At 33.8% G+C, this 14,472-nt stretch carries 18 protein-coding genes; 4 read left to right on the forward strand and 14 right to left on the reverse strand.

Translation table 11 applies throughout. The features are described from left to right. Positions 1–112: 112 nt before the first annotated feature. Positions 113–475 carry a HesB/IscA family protein gene (locus ACFVR1_RS17220; RefSeq protein WP_387585785.1) on the reverse strand — a complete coding sequence of 121 codons (363 nt, stop codon included), beginning with the start codon at positions 473–475 and terminating at the stop codon, positions 113–115. Between the two features lie 210 nt (positions 476–685). Here ACFVR1_RS17220 and ACFVR1_RS17225 point away from each other — a divergent pair, with 210 nt between their 5' ends. Continuing rightward, positions 686–1,381: a DUF2225 domain-containing protein gene (locus tag ACFVR1_RS17225; RefSeq protein WP_387585786.1), complete on the forward strand. Its 696-nt coding sequence runs from the start codon at positions 686–688 to the stop codon at positions 1,379–1,381. A 49-nt stretch (positions 1,382–1,430) separates the two neighbouring features. Here the strand turns inward: ACFVR1_RS17225 and ACFVR1_RS17230 are convergent, their stop codons facing one another. Beyond that, positions 1,431–1,664: a NifU family protein gene (locus tag ACFVR1_RS17230; protein WP_387585788.1), complete on the reverse strand. Its 234-nt coding sequence runs from the start codon at positions 1,662–1,664 to the stop codon at positions 1,431–1,433. A gap of 83 nt (positions 1,665–1,747) precedes the next feature. Between ACFVR1_RS17230 and ACFVR1_RS17235 the strand changes: the two genes are divergently transcribed. Then, on the forward strand, positions 1,748–2,083 hold the full coding sequence (locus tag ACFVR1_RS17235; RefSeq protein ID WP_387585789.1) for a YuzD family protein: 336 nt from the start codon (positions 1,748–1,750) through the stop codon (positions 2,081–2,083). 48 nt (positions 2,084–2,131) lie between these two features. On the opposite strand, the gene ACFVR1_RS17240 is transcribed toward ACFVR1_RS17235, so the two are convergent. The 3 genes from ACFVR1_RS17240 to ACFVR1_RS17250 form a co-directional block, all read right to left on the reverse strand. After that, entirely contained in the window at positions 2,132–3,151 is a 1,020-nt protein-coding gene (locus ACFVR1_RS17240) for a peptide ABC transporter permease (RefSeq protein WP_387585791.1), read from the reverse strand. 5 nt (positions 3,152–3,156) lie between these two features. Continuing rightward, positions 3,157–4,023: an ABC transporter permease subunit gene (locus ACFVR1_RS17245; RefSeq protein WP_387585792.1), complete on the reverse strand. Its 867-nt coding sequence runs from the start codon at positions 4,021–4,023 to the stop codon at positions 3,157–3,159. Positions 4,024–4,340: 317 nt separating this feature from the next. Continuing rightward, positions 4,341–5,408 (reverse strand): NAD(P)/FAD-dependent oxidoreductase, encoded by a 1,068-nt coding sequence (locus ACFVR1_RS17250; protein WP_387585793.1) that lies wholly within the window; start codon positions 5,406–5,408, stop codon positions 4,341–4,343. A gap of 127 nt (positions 5,409–5,535) precedes the next feature. On the opposite strand from ACFVR1_RS17250, the gene ACFVR1_RS17255 reads away from it, so the two are divergent. Continuing rightward, positions 5,536–5,772: a YuzB family protein gene (locus tag ACFVR1_RS17255; protein ID WP_387585845.1), complete on the forward strand. Its 237-nt coding sequence runs from the start codon at positions 5,536–5,538 to the stop codon at positions 5,770–5,772. 27 nt (positions 5,773–5,799) lie between these two features. Here the strand turns inward: ACFVR1_RS17255 and ACFVR1_RS17260 are convergent, their stop codons facing one another. Next, positions 5,800–6,564 carry a TIGR01457 family HAD-type hydrolase gene (locus ACFVR1_RS17260; protein WP_387585794.1) on the reverse strand — a complete coding sequence of 255 codons (765 nt, stop codon included), beginning with the start codon at positions 6,562–6,564 and terminating at the stop codon, positions 5,800–5,802. Beyond that, on the reverse strand, positions 6,551–7,012 hold the full coding sequence (locus ACFVR1_RS17265; protein ID WP_387585795.1) for a DUF86 domain-containing protein: 462 nt from the start codon (positions 7,010–7,012) through the stop codon (positions 6,551–6,553). The genes ACFVR1_RS17260 and ACFVR1_RS17265 overlap by 14 nt, the downstream gene beginning before the upstream one ends. Positions 7,013–7,097: 85 nt before the next feature. Between ACFVR1_RS17265 and ACFVR1_RS17270 the strand changes: the two genes are divergently transcribed. Further along, a complete protein-coding gene (locus tag ACFVR1_RS17270; RefSeq protein ID WP_387585797.1) occupies positions 7,098–7,364 on the forward strand; it encodes a DUF3055 domain-containing protein in 267 nt (88 codons plus the stop codon). 554 nt (positions 7,365–7,918) lie between these two features. Here the strand turns inward: ACFVR1_RS17270 and ACFVR1_RS17275 are convergent. The 7 genes from ACFVR1_RS17275 to ACFVR1_RS17305 form a co-directional block, all read right to left on the reverse strand. Continuing rightward, entirely contained in the window at positions 7,919–8,257 is a 339-nt protein-coding gene (locus tag ACFVR1_RS17275; RefSeq protein WP_387585799.1) for a YutD family protein, read from the reverse strand. A 14-nt stretch (positions 8,258–8,271) separates the two neighbouring features. Continuing rightward, positions 8,272–9,207: a lipoyl synthase gene (gene lipA / locus ACFVR1_RS17280; RefSeq protein ID WP_387585800.1), complete on the reverse strand. Its 936-nt coding sequence runs from the start codon at positions 9,205–9,207 to the stop codon at positions 8,272–8,274. 361 nt (positions 9,208–9,568) lie between these two features. Beyond that, positions 9,569–10,279 carry a sporulation protein YunB gene (gene yunB, locus ACFVR1_RS17285; RefSeq protein WP_387585801.1) on the reverse strand — a complete coding sequence of 237 codons (711 nt, stop codon included), beginning with the start codon at positions 10,277–10,279 and terminating at the stop codon, positions 9,569–9,571. Between the two features lie 101 nt (positions 10,280–10,380). Next, positions 10,381–11,739: a bifunctional metallophosphatase/5'-nucleotidase gene (locus ACFVR1_RS17290; RefSeq protein WP_387585802.1), complete on the reverse strand. Its 1,359-nt coding sequence runs from the start codon at positions 11,737–11,739 to the stop codon at positions 10,381–10,383. Between the two features lie 20 nt (positions 11,740–11,759). Next, positions 11,760–12,578 (reverse strand): sulfite exporter TauE/SafE family protein, encoded by an 819-nt coding sequence (locus ACFVR1_RS17295; RefSeq protein WP_387585804.1) that lies wholly within the window; start codon positions 12,576–12,578, stop codon positions 11,760–11,762. Positions 12,579–12,582: 4 nt separating this feature from the next. After that, entirely contained in the window at positions 12,583–13,434 is an 852-nt protein-coding gene (locus tag ACFVR1_RS17300) for a DUF72 domain-containing protein (RefSeq protein WP_387585805.1), read from the reverse strand. A 272-nt stretch (positions 13,435–13,706) separates the two neighbouring features. Then, positions 13,707–14,435 (reverse strand): hypothetical protein, encoded by a 729-nt coding sequence (locus tag ACFVR1_RS17305; protein WP_387585807.1) that lies wholly within the window; start codon positions 14,433–14,435, stop codon positions 13,707–13,709. Positions 14,436–14,472 lie beyond the last annotated feature (37 nt).

A 14,472-nucleotide genomic window follows, 5' to 3' on the forward strand; every position in this document is an offset into this window, starting at 1 on the left:
CTCGAAAAAACAAGCGTATTCGAGAAATTTCGAATACGCTTCTTAATTTGACGAACAACTACACTCAAGTTAAACAGATCCTTATGTCACAAGTTATTTTAACTACGAAAGTTTAACAACTCTCAGGAGTACCTTCTTTTTTAGCTGTTCTAAACGAAGAACCACAGCCACACGAAGCGATGGCGTTTGGATTGTCGATGGTAAATCCGCCACCCATTAAAGATTCTTTATAATCTATTGTTGTTCCATTTAATATGGATGCATCTTCTGTAGAAACTACTATATCGATACCATGTTGGTGAAGTTCTATATCGTCTTCTTGTTTTTCTTTTTCAAAACTCATTCCATAAGAAAGACCGCTACATCCACCACCATTTACTGCAACACGAAGCATAGAGCCTTCTTCTTCGTTATGCTTCATCATTTCTTTAACGCGGTAAGCTGCCGCTTCAGATAGTATCACAACTTCTGTCATCTGAATCACCATTCCTTCTTTTTTTATATCATATCAATGTTTTTACTTTGGAGACAAGGAAAACAACCTATAAAATTTGTGATAACCATCGAAAATATTACTTTATTTAGGGAATCTTAATATTTAAGAATGATAATAATTACTTAGCATTCAACAAAGAAATCAAGTATAATAGAACTAGTTAGTAATTGGGCGAAAAGAGGTTTAATAATGGAATTATCTCCTTATTATCAAAAAGATATAGAATGTTTGCATTGTAAAAAGAAATTTAAAACAACAAAAATACGATCTAAGTTTGTTAAAGTCGAATCAAATGAAACGGACTTTCAACCTATCTATCAAAACAAAGATGTAAATCCATTACTCTATAATGTATTCGTCTGTGAGCATTGTGGTTTTTCATTCACAGACGATTTCACAAAATACTTTGCTCCCGGCGTGAAAGAAATAATTCAGGAGGGGGTTGCAAGTAAATGGATTCCACACTCTTTAGGTAATGAAAGAACTATAGACGAAGGTATTATGGCATATAAATTAGGAATTCACTGTGGCTCATTAAAAAAAGAGAAATTCATTAATTTAGCTGGATTAGCATTACGCACTGCTTGGTTATATCGACTACAAAATAAAGAAGAACAAGAAAAAAGATTCATGGAAATAGCACGTGATCGTTATGTAGATTCCTATTCAAATGAAGATTATAGTGGAACACAAATGTCCGAAATACGTGTGCTCTACTTGATAGCCGAATTATCTAGAAGAATTGGTGATATGGAATTTGCAACCCGCTACTTTTCTAAAGTAATCGAAAAACAAAATACGTCCATTGAACCAAAAATAATTGAAATGGCAAAAGAACGATGGCAGGAAATTCGTGAGAGCAAAGAAAAAGAAGCCCTTCATTAAGGCTTCTTTTTCATTCAATAAATCTAAACTGGCTCATTTAGAAATTTTATTAAAATACTTGTTCTACTTCTATTATTCCTGGAACTTCTTCCAGTAAAGCGCGTTCAATACCTGCTTTTAAAGTAATTGTTGAACTTGGGCAACTCCCACAAGCTCCTAAAAGGCGTAGTTTTACAATACCGTCTTCAACATCTACAAGTTCACAGTCTCCCCCATCACGTAGTAAAAATGGGCGTAATTTATCTAAAACTTCTTGAACTTGTTCATTAATTGTATCTGTCATATCTATCGACTCCTTTCACTATAATCATTATAATGTGAAGTAAGGAAAAAATCCAATAAAGAATTCGAAGGAGATCTTCAAATATGGGCACTCAAGCGTTAAATATTGAAATTTATGGAGCAGACATAATGTGCGCCAGCTGTGTAAATGCACCGTCCTCTAGGGATACATACGAATGGCTACAAGCTGCTATCGACCGAAAGTTTCCAAATCATCAAGTAACATTCACCTATATCGATATCGAACAACCAATTGAGAATGAAAAACAGCAAGATATCGCAAACCGAATAGCCGATGACGAATATTTTTACCCACTTGTCATGATTAATGATGAGGTCATTGGCGAAGGCTATATTCAATTAAAACCAGTATATGCTGCACTTGAGAAATATGGATATGTAAGTGAAGCTGAATCATAAAACGACAAGCAGAATTTTGTATTCTGCTTGTCGTTTTTTGACAACCCATTAATTGAGTTTTGTTTTTAATAACTGAAATGGACGTAGATTTTTAAATTCTTCATTTGATTCATTTTCTACTACTTTTAAAATTCGCACATCCGTTGATAAAACATTTTGTAGTCCATCTAAAATACATTTAGATGCTAAAATTAATGTAGCAATAAGAACTACTGGTATAAATGCTATCCACGGATACATTGTCCAAAGAAAATGCCACCACATGCCCAAAGCCCCTGCCCACTCATTTGATTTAGACAGAAGATTAGGATTATCAAATAAATCTCTCTTCACTTCATATCCTGTTATGTATATCCCTAATATCCCCATGTGAGACATGAGAAGTAACGTCTGAATAAATTCTCTAATAAAGATAATGAATAGTTGAGGAACTAAAAATGGACGAATATGTTTCTTGATTATATGACTCGAACTCGCTCCTAACGTACGGGAGCATTGAATAAATTCCATCTTATTTATTAATCCTATCTCATTCGCGATTAAGACAGACACAGAAGGAATTGACACAACGGAAAAAATAAATATATAAAACAAGATTAATCCCCAAAAAGATAGAGAGGTCTCCTCAAATGATATCTTCTCACGACTTAACCAACCTAGAAGAAGAAAAACTAAAAGAGTAGTTGGAAAGTAATTAATAGAATCAGCAATATATTTAATAGGTTTTTCAATTTTTTTTAAATAAAAATGAATAATAAAGCCAAACAATATTGAAGGTATAACTCGTAAAATAGTTATAACTGTTGCCGCAAATATAGTATATTTCACACCAATAAGCATCACTAAAGCAATATTTCTTCCAAAGTTATCTACACCTAACGGCGGATACAACTTCCCACTATATGGCCCCTTTATTGGTTTCCCACTACTATCATACAATAACGGAGCAATAGGAATTCGATCATTAAAGATTAGAAAATATAGTAAACTCGTTAAAAGTAGTCCAGCCATTACACTAAATCCACAAAGAAACAACTTATTTCTAAAAGTTCTTTTCATTATACTCATTTATATCACCATTCCAACATTTGACCTGTTTTATTTTCAATAAATATAGAGAGAAGTGTATAGAACAAGTAAATAGGGACGTATATCATTATTAAGGTGAAGGCAATGACATTTGGTTCTGGAAATCTAATAATGTAAGTGATTATCCCATTTATATTAAATAGCTTCTCAAAAATAACCATTGTAGACAGCTGTAATAAGATAACGGATTTACTATGGGTAATAATACTAGGTAAAACATTTCTTAATGCATGGACGAAAAAAATATGAGTATCGCCAAATCCTTTATTTTTAGCTAATAATATATATGATTTCTTCAACTCATCATTTATTAAATATAGAATAATTTTGAATACCATTAAAGAAGGTATTAGAGCTAAAGCTACTATAGGTAAGATGTATGGTTTGGTTTGAGATGTACTAAGTATCGGAAACAAGGTAATTCCAGTTTTCTTATAATAATATAAAACAGAAAATTGTATGGCGATTATTATAAATAAATCAGGCAGTGACTCTAATAAAGAAACAATAAAAACTATAATTTTATTAATCTTTGTTGGTAATAAAATTGTAAAATAAGATAAAATAATACCTACAATTACGGAAGCTAATAATGCGGTAAGAAATATTGTAATAGAGTAAAAGTAATAACCCCAATAATTGATAAAAATAGAATATTCCATTCCTGTAGAACCAATTACAACTAAATTTTCAGGAAAAATGAGTGACTTTGTTATATGTATAATGTTTTTTACAAATAACTCCATATCCAATTGTATTCCATCTATAAATAATCCTACAAAGGCACTCAACAGTATTAATCCGATGACAACAAAGAAAAAACGAGAAATATTGTTCAATATAGATCCCATGATAGCTCCTTTATCCTCTCCATTAATTACAACTTCTGTTTTCTAGAACAAAAAAAGAATTTTGGTTACACATTTGCTCCCACGTTTTCTTGGGTACTTTTGGTAATTATACCATATATACTTTTTAAAAAATTTCTAAATTATCAATTTCTATAGCCAAACATAGACTATGAGACAGTTATTTTCTTCCATTATACAAAAAGCGATTCATTCCTTTAAAAATCTAGGAATGAATCGCTTGTATAAAGTTAGAGAGAGAACCTAATTATTAATGTAACAATGCTTCTCAATCTTTACTTGTAACTTACTTTTTAGGTTTAGCCATTATGACGCTTATACATCCAAAGTAATCCAGACTTCATTAATCTTGCAATACGTCCTGTCACGGAAATATCCGCTAAATAAGCAAAACCTTGTTTCTTCCCAAGAGATCCCATGAAACCTTTTAGCTTAATTTCTGGCATTTTTTCTGGTAGAGGCATGTTTTTCCAACGTGCTTGCAATACTTTTACGATTTGTTCTGCTTGTTCCTCTGCAAGTTGAGCACTTGGTGCAAACGGAAGTGAAGCACAATCGCCTACTACGAATACATTTTCATATCCAGGTAAATCATGATATTGCGTCAATATGACACGCCCTGAACTATCTTTTTCGCCTGGTAATGCGCGCACAGGAGCAGCTGGTTGAATTCCTGCTGTCCAAACGACAACATCCACAGGAATAATTTCTTCGTGATTGTATAACTTATTTGTTTCAACTTTTGTTATATTCGAGTTACTCACAATTTCTACATCATTTGAATCGAACCATTTTTTCACATAATTACTCAAACGCTCTGGGAAGTCCCTTAATACACGTGGACTGCGGTCAAATAATTTAATTCTTAAATCTGGACGACTTTCACGAAGCTCACTCGCAAGCTCAATTCCACTAAGTCCAGCGCCAACAATTCCTACTACAGAACCGGATGGTAAACCGCCTAGCTTGCTGTAAGTATCACGAGAACGTCCAATCGTTTGAATGCTATACGTAAATTCATCCGCACCAGGTACTCCATGATATTTATCCTCACATCCAAGACCGATTACTAAATCATCATATTGAACTGATTGTCCATCTGCTAATAAAACTTCTTTACTATCCACATCAATTTCTAGAATTTCACCGTATTTAATCGTTAATTTTTGGTTTTCAGGAAATGCCACGCGGATTTCATTATCTGGAGATGTTCCAGCTGCCAACGCATAAAATTCTGTCTTTAAACTATGAAATGGTGTTCTGTCTATTAATGTGATTTCAACATCATCTGGCAAATTGTTTGGCAATAGACGAAGTAAAACTCGCATATTACCATATCCTCCACCTAACAATACTAATTTTCGCATAAAATTCTCCCTCAACTTTCAATGTCTATTCAAATTATAAATGATTGTGATGGTTTTCACAATAAGACTTCTACATTGACGGATGATAAAAAAAAGAGTAGCATGACGGAGTAATGAGGTGACAGCTATGAATCCAATGGTTGAATTTTGTGTAAGCAACCTTGCAAATGGTTCTCAGGAAGCATTTGACATTTTGGAACAAGATCCTAACTTAGATGTATTAGACTATGGTTGTTTAAGTTATTGCTCGCTGTGTTCCGAAACTTTTTTCGCTATTGTTAATGGTGATGTTGTGGAAGCAGAAACGCCAAGTGAACTTGTAAAAAACATATATAAATACATCGAGGAAAATCCTTTATTTTAAAAGACTGCAAAGTAATCTGCAGTCTTTTTACCTTATCCATTCACTTAATGATTCCAAGAGATATGTGGGTTTCTTCAACTGCTGCGAAACAATTTCTGTTCGAGTGACTCCACTATTTACATGTGCTGTATGAATCCCCATATGAATTCCTGTTAATATATCTGTATCGTAATTGTCCCCGATCATAACCATTTCATCTTTATTAAAGCCAAACTTTTTTTGAATAAGTTCTAACATAAATGGTTGGGGTTTCCCCATAAACAGAGCTTCCACACCAGTAGAGTGTTCAACTAGTTTTGTGAAAGCTCCATTTCCAGGAAGAAATCCCCTCTCACTAGGGAACGCATGATCACTATTTGTAGATAAAAATACTGCTCCTGCACGAATAGAAAGACAAGCCGTGGCAAGTTTTTCATAATTGATATGATGATCAATCCCCATCACAACGACATCAGCTAAATCTTCTGTACAATCAATTTTTTTCAATTCTAACGCTTCTTGTAACCCATTTTCTCCAATCATAAACACAGATTTTCCATAATAGTGTTCACTAATATAATTAGCAGCTGCAATGGATGAAGAGATAATATGATCTTCATTTGTATGGATATCCATGAGCGATAACTTTTGCTGTAATTGCTTTTGCGTCATGGAAGAATTGTTCGTTACAAAAAGAGGGTCAATTCCATTCCTTTGTAAAAAGTGAACAAATTCAACTGCTTCTTTTATCGGAGTCTTCCCTTTATATACTGTGCCATCTAAATCTAAACAATACGCCTTATAATTTAACATTAGAGTCCTCTGGTAAAAATGCAGAAACTGGACCTAATTCGTTCAATATATAACTTTCCACCATTTTCGGAAATTGTTTCAGATAAGAAAGATTAGAGATTAATACTTCCATTAGTTGCGAATGATTGATGGAATGAAAATCACGGACAAGTACTTTTCTATAATCAATTACCTCTTTTAAAGGAGCATCCATATCCGTTGTGATTACCTTCTCATCTGTCAAAATGTCTATAATATCATCGTACCCACCTGGATCCCGCATGATAAAACCGTCAATCATTGAATTACCTATATCTATAATGGACTCAATCATATTTTGACCAATCCGTTCTAACGCTAGCTTAGATATATCATCTCGATTCCAGTCTGTTTTTTCTTCTAGTAATTCAATTAAAGCATCCATATGAGCGATAGTAGTTTTTATTTTTTTTCGATCCACAAAATACATCGAAATGCCTCCTAATTTTTGTTCGGTTGATATTAACTTCTATTCTATAGTACCATAATTAAAGGGCAGGAAGGAGTGTTACAAAGTGGAACGATTTTTCTTATATGATGATGTAGAGGATACAAAAACAAGATTCGTTGGTTTTACAGGTGAATCCCAACGTTATGATTTAGCTATTGTACAAAGTTCGCGCTTTTTTGGAAAAGTACTCGTGATGGATATCCAATATGGCCGTGCTGCCATTTTAGGACCAGATGATTTAGAAGAACCGGGCTATCTAGAGCATATTTATAATAGAACTGAAGAAGAAGCTGGAGAATTAAGGGATTACTTAAGAGAATTGTTAAATTAAAATCGCGCAAGGCATCCGTTACTAGCATCTTGTCTTCACTGATTTCAGAGTGCTTTGGACTAAACCTCAGCTATACTATTACCTGAGGAGTTTGTCTGTCGCCCTCTTGGGATATGTAAAGACTTGATTCATTTGTTTTGGATAATGAAAGATATGATGCTTTCTACTCTTTATAAGGCGGACGAAGATATAATTTCGTCCGCTCAGCACTTCTTTATCAATGAATGCTATTATTTTTTCTCAAGTCTCCCCAATGATATATATGTACTTTAGAAATTGAGTATAAAAGGCGAAAACCAAGTAAAAATCAAGATTTAGCGAGTTGAAAGGTTTTACGCATCAATTTCTGTGTCTGCCTTATGCATCTTTTTCTAAACAACCATTATAATCACCAGTTCATTATGTAGACAAAAACTGCCTGTTGATTGGAGCGGAAGGCGGCGACTCCAGCGGGAAAAGCGTGTCGAAGTGAGACCCCACAGCGAAGCGAGGAGGCTCACGGTCCGCCCGCGGAAATCAACCAGGTTATAGCATAAAAAACCTTGAGCAGATCATTACTGATTCTGCTCAAGGTTTTCTTGTTCTAATTCCTCTGTTTCAACTGGTACTATTTTTGGTGCTACGCCAGTTTTCTTCACTAAAAAATATGCACAGCCAAAATTACAATATTCATACAAGTAATCTTTCATTGTACTTATTTTTGTATCAAATGTAGCTTTATTATTTCTATCCTCAAAAAATCCTTTTAAGCGGAGCTGATTGTAACCCCAGTCTCCCATAATATAATCGTATTTTGAAAGAATTTCACTATATCTTTCTAAAAAAGCTTCTTCATTAAATGCTTCGCGATAATCTTCGATGACTTCATACGTGTATCCCTCTGCAATAATCACTCAATCACCATCCATTAGCTTTTTTGAGTAGCGAGTAGTTCTTCACCTTGAGCTTGTCTTTGCTTCGCTGCAGCATTCACTTGTTCATCTGCATGATAACTACTTCTTACAAGTGGTCCTGCTTCACAATGTGAGAATCCTTTACTCATTGCTATTTTACGTAATTCACCAAACTCTGCTGGTGAATAATATTTTAGAACCGGTAGATGTTTTTTCGTTGGTTGTAAATACTGACCAATTGTCATAATATCTACGTTATTTGCACGTAAATCATCCATTACTTCTAATATTTCTTCATGCGTTTCTCCCAAGCCTAACATTAAAGAAGATTTAGTTGGAATAGTTGGTTGCATTTCTTTTGCACGACGTAATAATTCAAGAGAACGATCGTATTTTGCTCTTGCACGAACTCTTGGTGTTAAACGTCGAACAGTTTCAATATTGTGATTCAAAATATCTGGTTTCGCATCCATAATGTTGCGGATATTTTGTTCAATTCCACCCATATCTGAAGGTAAAACTTCAATCGTTGTAAATGGATTTTTACGACGTATCGCACGAATAGTTTCCGCAAATACTTCTGAACCACCGTCTTTAAGATCATCACGAGCAACTGCTGTAACTACAACATGCTTTAAGTTCATGATAACGACTGAATCTGCTACACGTTCAGGTTCTGCTAAATCTAGCTCAGTTGGAAGACCTGTTTTGACTGCACAAAAACGACATGCTCGCGTACAAACTGCACCAAGAATCATGAAGGTAGCTGTTCTACGTGATCCCCAGCACTCATGAATATTTGGACATCTTGCTTCCTCACATACTGTATGTAAATTATTTTCACGCATTAACTTTTTAAGACCTTTATAGTCTTCATTTGTATTTAATTTTATTTTTAACCAATCAGGCTTACGCTGATGCTCTGTTTTCGGTGGTTTACACGATGTCATTATTTTTTCGACCCCATTCTTAAAAAACTAACTACACTGTTGTCAATGTAACATATTATTTCATTTCAAACAACCTTATCATGTCTTGTTAGCACTAAGAAAAAGGGAGGATTTTCTATATCCAACAGATTGTAAATAAAAGATTTTCTTAATGGAAAAGGTCCTGAGATATTTTTCCTTTTTTCATATATATTCTATATTTTTTTTAACTTCATTACAGTGCACTCCAAGCCCCATCCTGAATCGTTTGCTTCATAGGAATTTCGATAGTCTTTCACGGAAAGCAAATGGTTATTTCTAAAAAAAAAGACTGTAGGCAAACTCGATTTTTATCGGGTCTGTCTACAATCCATATTTAAAATTACTTAGTTCCTGGAGTTGTAACGGGTATGTCTACCGAAGGACGTAGACTCTCTCCTTTATTATAGAAATTAGGAACCTGCCCCTGTACTAATCCCATTGCCACTGGAATTTTTTGCTCCACCGTGCTCATTTTGCTTGCCAGCGGGACAATAACTTGAACATTTACTTTAATTCGAATGTTTATTTCAACTAAGGCACTGTTAATTCCAAACTCTTGAATGTTCGATTCTACGGTAGATTGTACATTACCTATTACATGAAATCTTATGGGAATTTTCGGTCCTAAGTTACCAATAAGCGGAATATTAGTTGCTTCAGCCAATGGAACAAAAAAAACAACTCCGCCTCCGTTCTCCATTTTTTGCTCATCATATTCAATATCATCTAAATAAGGTAAACTGGATAAATTTCCTTGTTCCGCTTGTTCTAAATGTTGTTGGACTAAACTGTTCGTTTCGGATAGTTTCTTAGTAATGATATCTGTATTAAACTTAATGGTCTGCATATTATTATTGTCAGATGGAACCTCATCCATAATTTCACTTATATCTAATACATTAGTGGCACTAACCGCTTTACTAATAACCATTGAAGCTATTTTATTTGTTTGAACATCCGCATATCGAAGAAAAGTAGGTGTTAGTCTACTATTGACCCAATAAAACAAACCCGCAACCGAAAGCATAAAACAAGTCAAAAAAATGGCCAATTTACGCTGCTTCGTTAATAATGTAAAACGCTTCTTTTGCCGATAAAACAGAAAAAATCCCCCTAATTACTAATATGTAATAGAAGGATTTTTTATGTGAATTACGTTATGGATTCTTGTTGTTTTCCATACCACTTCATAACATCTCGAATGAATTCTGGCATAAAATATTGTTTTTTTGCAAATTTAAATGCAGGGAAAAAATAACCAAAAGTAAACATGTCTAAAGTTGCAAGCGTATATGTCTTCTCTAGCTGCAAAATTTTTCCTTCCACATAAACGTCACCATTTTCCTGTTCCGTTAATTCTACAAATTGCATTGCCCCCAAATATTTACCTCTAAATCCTAAACCCTTTACTTCTAAACGTGGCCATGTTTCATTTTTGGATATTTGAATTGTTTCTAACAATTCCGCACCTGTTAAAGAGATCACACACGGATTTATTGGATGGGGTAAAAGCTTATGTAAATCACTAGCATTAATACTCCCTTTAGGTAAATCCGTTAAGAAAATCCCTGCTGGAAACATTGCACAATCAGCCCCTGTAAATGCTAATAACGCTTTTCCAAAGAAATCGGACATATTGGAGGAATGGAACCAATCTTTCTTTAAGAATATAGAATTTTGAAAGATTGGATATCCTAAATTTTTGTTTCCTATATGATTCCACAATTCCATTTGCTCTAAATAATTTACAGGCTTATCAAGTTCTTCAACAGGATATAGTCTTGCCTTTTTAGTGACAATCCCCTTAATATCGTGGTCATAGACTAATGTTACTTGACCTACATATGCCCCGTATTTGCCCGCAGCAGCTTGTAGTGTTCCATTTATCATTTTTCCTTCTTCAAAAAAGTGATGGGTATGCGAGCCAAAAATAACATCAATTTGAGGAATTTGCTCGGATATTAACTCGTCTTGCGTTATCCCTAAATGGGACATACACAGTATAATATCTACTTTGTTCTTAATTTCCTCACATACTTCTTTTAATCGATTTATCGGATTCTGAATATGCCATCCCAATTTTTCATAATAAAAGCCAAAATCAGCTGTAGCAGCTATAATTCCTATTCGAATACCAGAAGAAGTTTGATGGATTTTATATGGCACCATCCATGAGGGAACTTCTCCTTTTTCATTTGTAAAATTAGAGACAATGACTTCAAAATTCGCATCCATATAAAGATTTTCTAAGATCTCATGGCTTAATGTGATTCCTTCGTTGTTGCCGATTGTAACATAATCATAACTGGCTTCATTTAGTAACTCGACATTCCCTCTGCCAAGTGTTCCCTCTGTGAAAATATTGGATCGATCGATATGATCACCGATATCTAAAATTAGACACGTTTCATGTAAAGCTCGTTTTTCGGAGAGAAACTGATGAATAGTCGGCCAGTTTTCTAAATGACTATGCAAATCATTCGTATGATAAATTTGAATCGTTTCTCTCAACATACTCCCACCTTTTTGTTTTACATAAGTCCAGCTATTATAGATCGTACCCCTAATAGAAGCAATACAATGCGAAGTGCCACTACTAATGTCTCTGAATTGAGCTTTTTATTTAAATTTGCTCCTAATTTAGCACCAATATACGCAGCTGGAATAACAGGTATTGTATATAGCCATGGAACGTTTCCTAAAGATACATGCGTGATTGAATTGATAATGGAAGATAAAAACACCATAAACATCGACGTTCCAACAGCCACATGAGGAGGAAATAGAAATAATAAAATCATTGCAGGGACAATGATAGAACCCCCTCCAATGCCAAATAGACCGGATGCAAAACCAACTGCAAATGTTAACAGCAAGGCAAACCAAATTGGAAAACCGTATACATATGTATCTTTGTCATCTGTAAAAGTTCTTTTCTTTCCATTTTCGACAAACCATTTAACTGGCTTTAAACGATTACGTACAAGTAATAGAGTAGACAAAATGATTAATAGAATGCCAAAGTATAAATTAAAAGATGGTAAATCAAGTCCTTTATTTACCCAAGCACCAAGAATTGTTCCCGGTATACTTCCAATAAAGAAAATAAATCCACTCTTAAAATCTACCGTTTTTGTTTTCATATAAGATAATGTTGAAGAAAGACCAGTGAAAATCATCATTACAACTGAGAGTCCTACAACACTTTGAGGTGTAATATTAGGTATTAAACCAAGAGTTGTACCGAAAAATAAAACAGCTGGAACTAAGATTACACCTCCACCTAAGCCAACTAATGCTCCCACAACTCCTGAGAACAATCCTGCAACTGCTAATAGTAACCATTCCATTAAATTAAATACCACCTTCAAATAAATCTAATTGTTTTGGAGACAAGCCTTTAAATTCAATACCAAGCATTTGTTGAAAAGCTTTTGCATTCTTCGCAGCGTGCCCTCCAGAGTTATTATTGAATAAAACTACTACTTCTTTTGCTTGTTTTTCTAATTGCTCGCAATGTTTTTTAATTGCTGAAAGCTCTTCTTTGTTATAGTCATACAAATAACGAACTTCTCTCCATTTTTCATTGTTTCCTGGGTTAATCCATCCATATGTATTTCGTCCATGTAATCGGACAAGTACTTTATCTGTTGTTGCTATTGGAACTAGAGGAATACACCCTTGCCCAACTTGTGGCTCATCACAAACTGAATGATGAAAAGAGTGTGTTTTCAAGAAATCAATCGTTCTATTTTTTAACTCTGAAGCATACCAAGATTGATGTCGGAACTCAATCGCTACTTCAAAATCTCTTAACTCTTCTCTTATTCTTAGTAGATAATCTACATTTTCTTTTACGCATTGAAACCAAGGTGGAAATTGCACTAAAACCATAGATAGCTTTCCTTCCTCTTTAAAAGGAATGACTGACTGTCGGTATATTTCAAACATTTCCTTTGGAGAATTGAAAGGTGATTCACCACGGAGATGACCAGTAATTCCTTGATATGCCTTTACAACAAATTGGAAATTATCAGGTGTTTCCTTTAACCATTTTAACGTATTCTTTAATGGTTGAATGGCATAAAATGATGCATCTAATTCCACTATTGGGAAATGTGAACTATAATCTTGTAGTCTCTCTTTTGCGGTTGATACGTATAATTCTGGATGATCTCCCCAACCTGTTAAACCAATTTTAATCATCTGTTCACCCCACTGTATATACAATAGTATCATATCACTTAACCATTTCTAACGACAGAAAAACGCAAAAAAGCAGACGTATAGGATTATATAATTTTCTTATAATAGAGAAGAATCTTGTAGACTTTCCTAGATTTACACATTGCTTCATTTACTGATAAATAAAAAAACATCCTACAATAAGGATGCAAGTTACTTTCAACTTTTAAAAAGCTTCTTCGAACTTTTTGCCGATTATATTATCGAACTTTTGATCTTTATCTCTCTTTTAATCATAAACTTTGTATCTGATTTTCTCGGTTTTTTAATTCCTCATAATAATTTACAAACAAAGCAGCCTTTGGTTCATTCGTAACTTCAAAAGCTATATACTCTCTTTCCCAATCCTTTTCATAAGCAAATATAAGGAATTTTTTTATTAATTTCGTTTGTATTTCTTTTACATCATTATTAACTGTATAGGTCCCAAATATATTTTTGTGTATTGAACCATCTCCATTTACAAAATCTCTTTGGATTTCTATATCTGTTCTCAAAATAATGTCTCTCACTTTTTCTATGTCCAATTCAAATGTATCTTTACTTCGCTCAAAGATAATCTTATCCTCACATCTGTAAATATAAGTATCAATACCTTCTAAAAGTGGTAATCCTATTAGATGTCTCACCAATATACACTTATCCGCATTCAACAATTTCATGCGTGCCTTTGACCCTGGTACCATACTTTTTCGTTTCATCATTTCAAGTTTACCCTCATTTTGTTCTTCTAGATTCAGAGCTTTCTTTTTCCGATATAGTTCTATTGCTTCAGGTGTAGATGATTTTAGATATCTCCTTATAAGCAAGTATTCAGCATAAATAAATCCAAAAAACACAATAATAACGATTATTATATCAATATAGTTGTAGCTTCTAAAATTTACAATAATATTAAATGCTGAATATAGTATAAATAACCCTACAAAAATAGATAACAATAAATATATTATTCGACTCATTTTGTAAACCCCCTTATTGAAAATAATATCTCTTCTC

Origin of the sequence: Psychrobacillus sp. NPDC058041, assembly GCF_042885655.1 — a bacterium.
Taxonomy (GTDB): domain Bacteria; phylum Bacillota; class Bacilli; order Bacillales_A; family Planococcaceae; genus Psychrobacillus.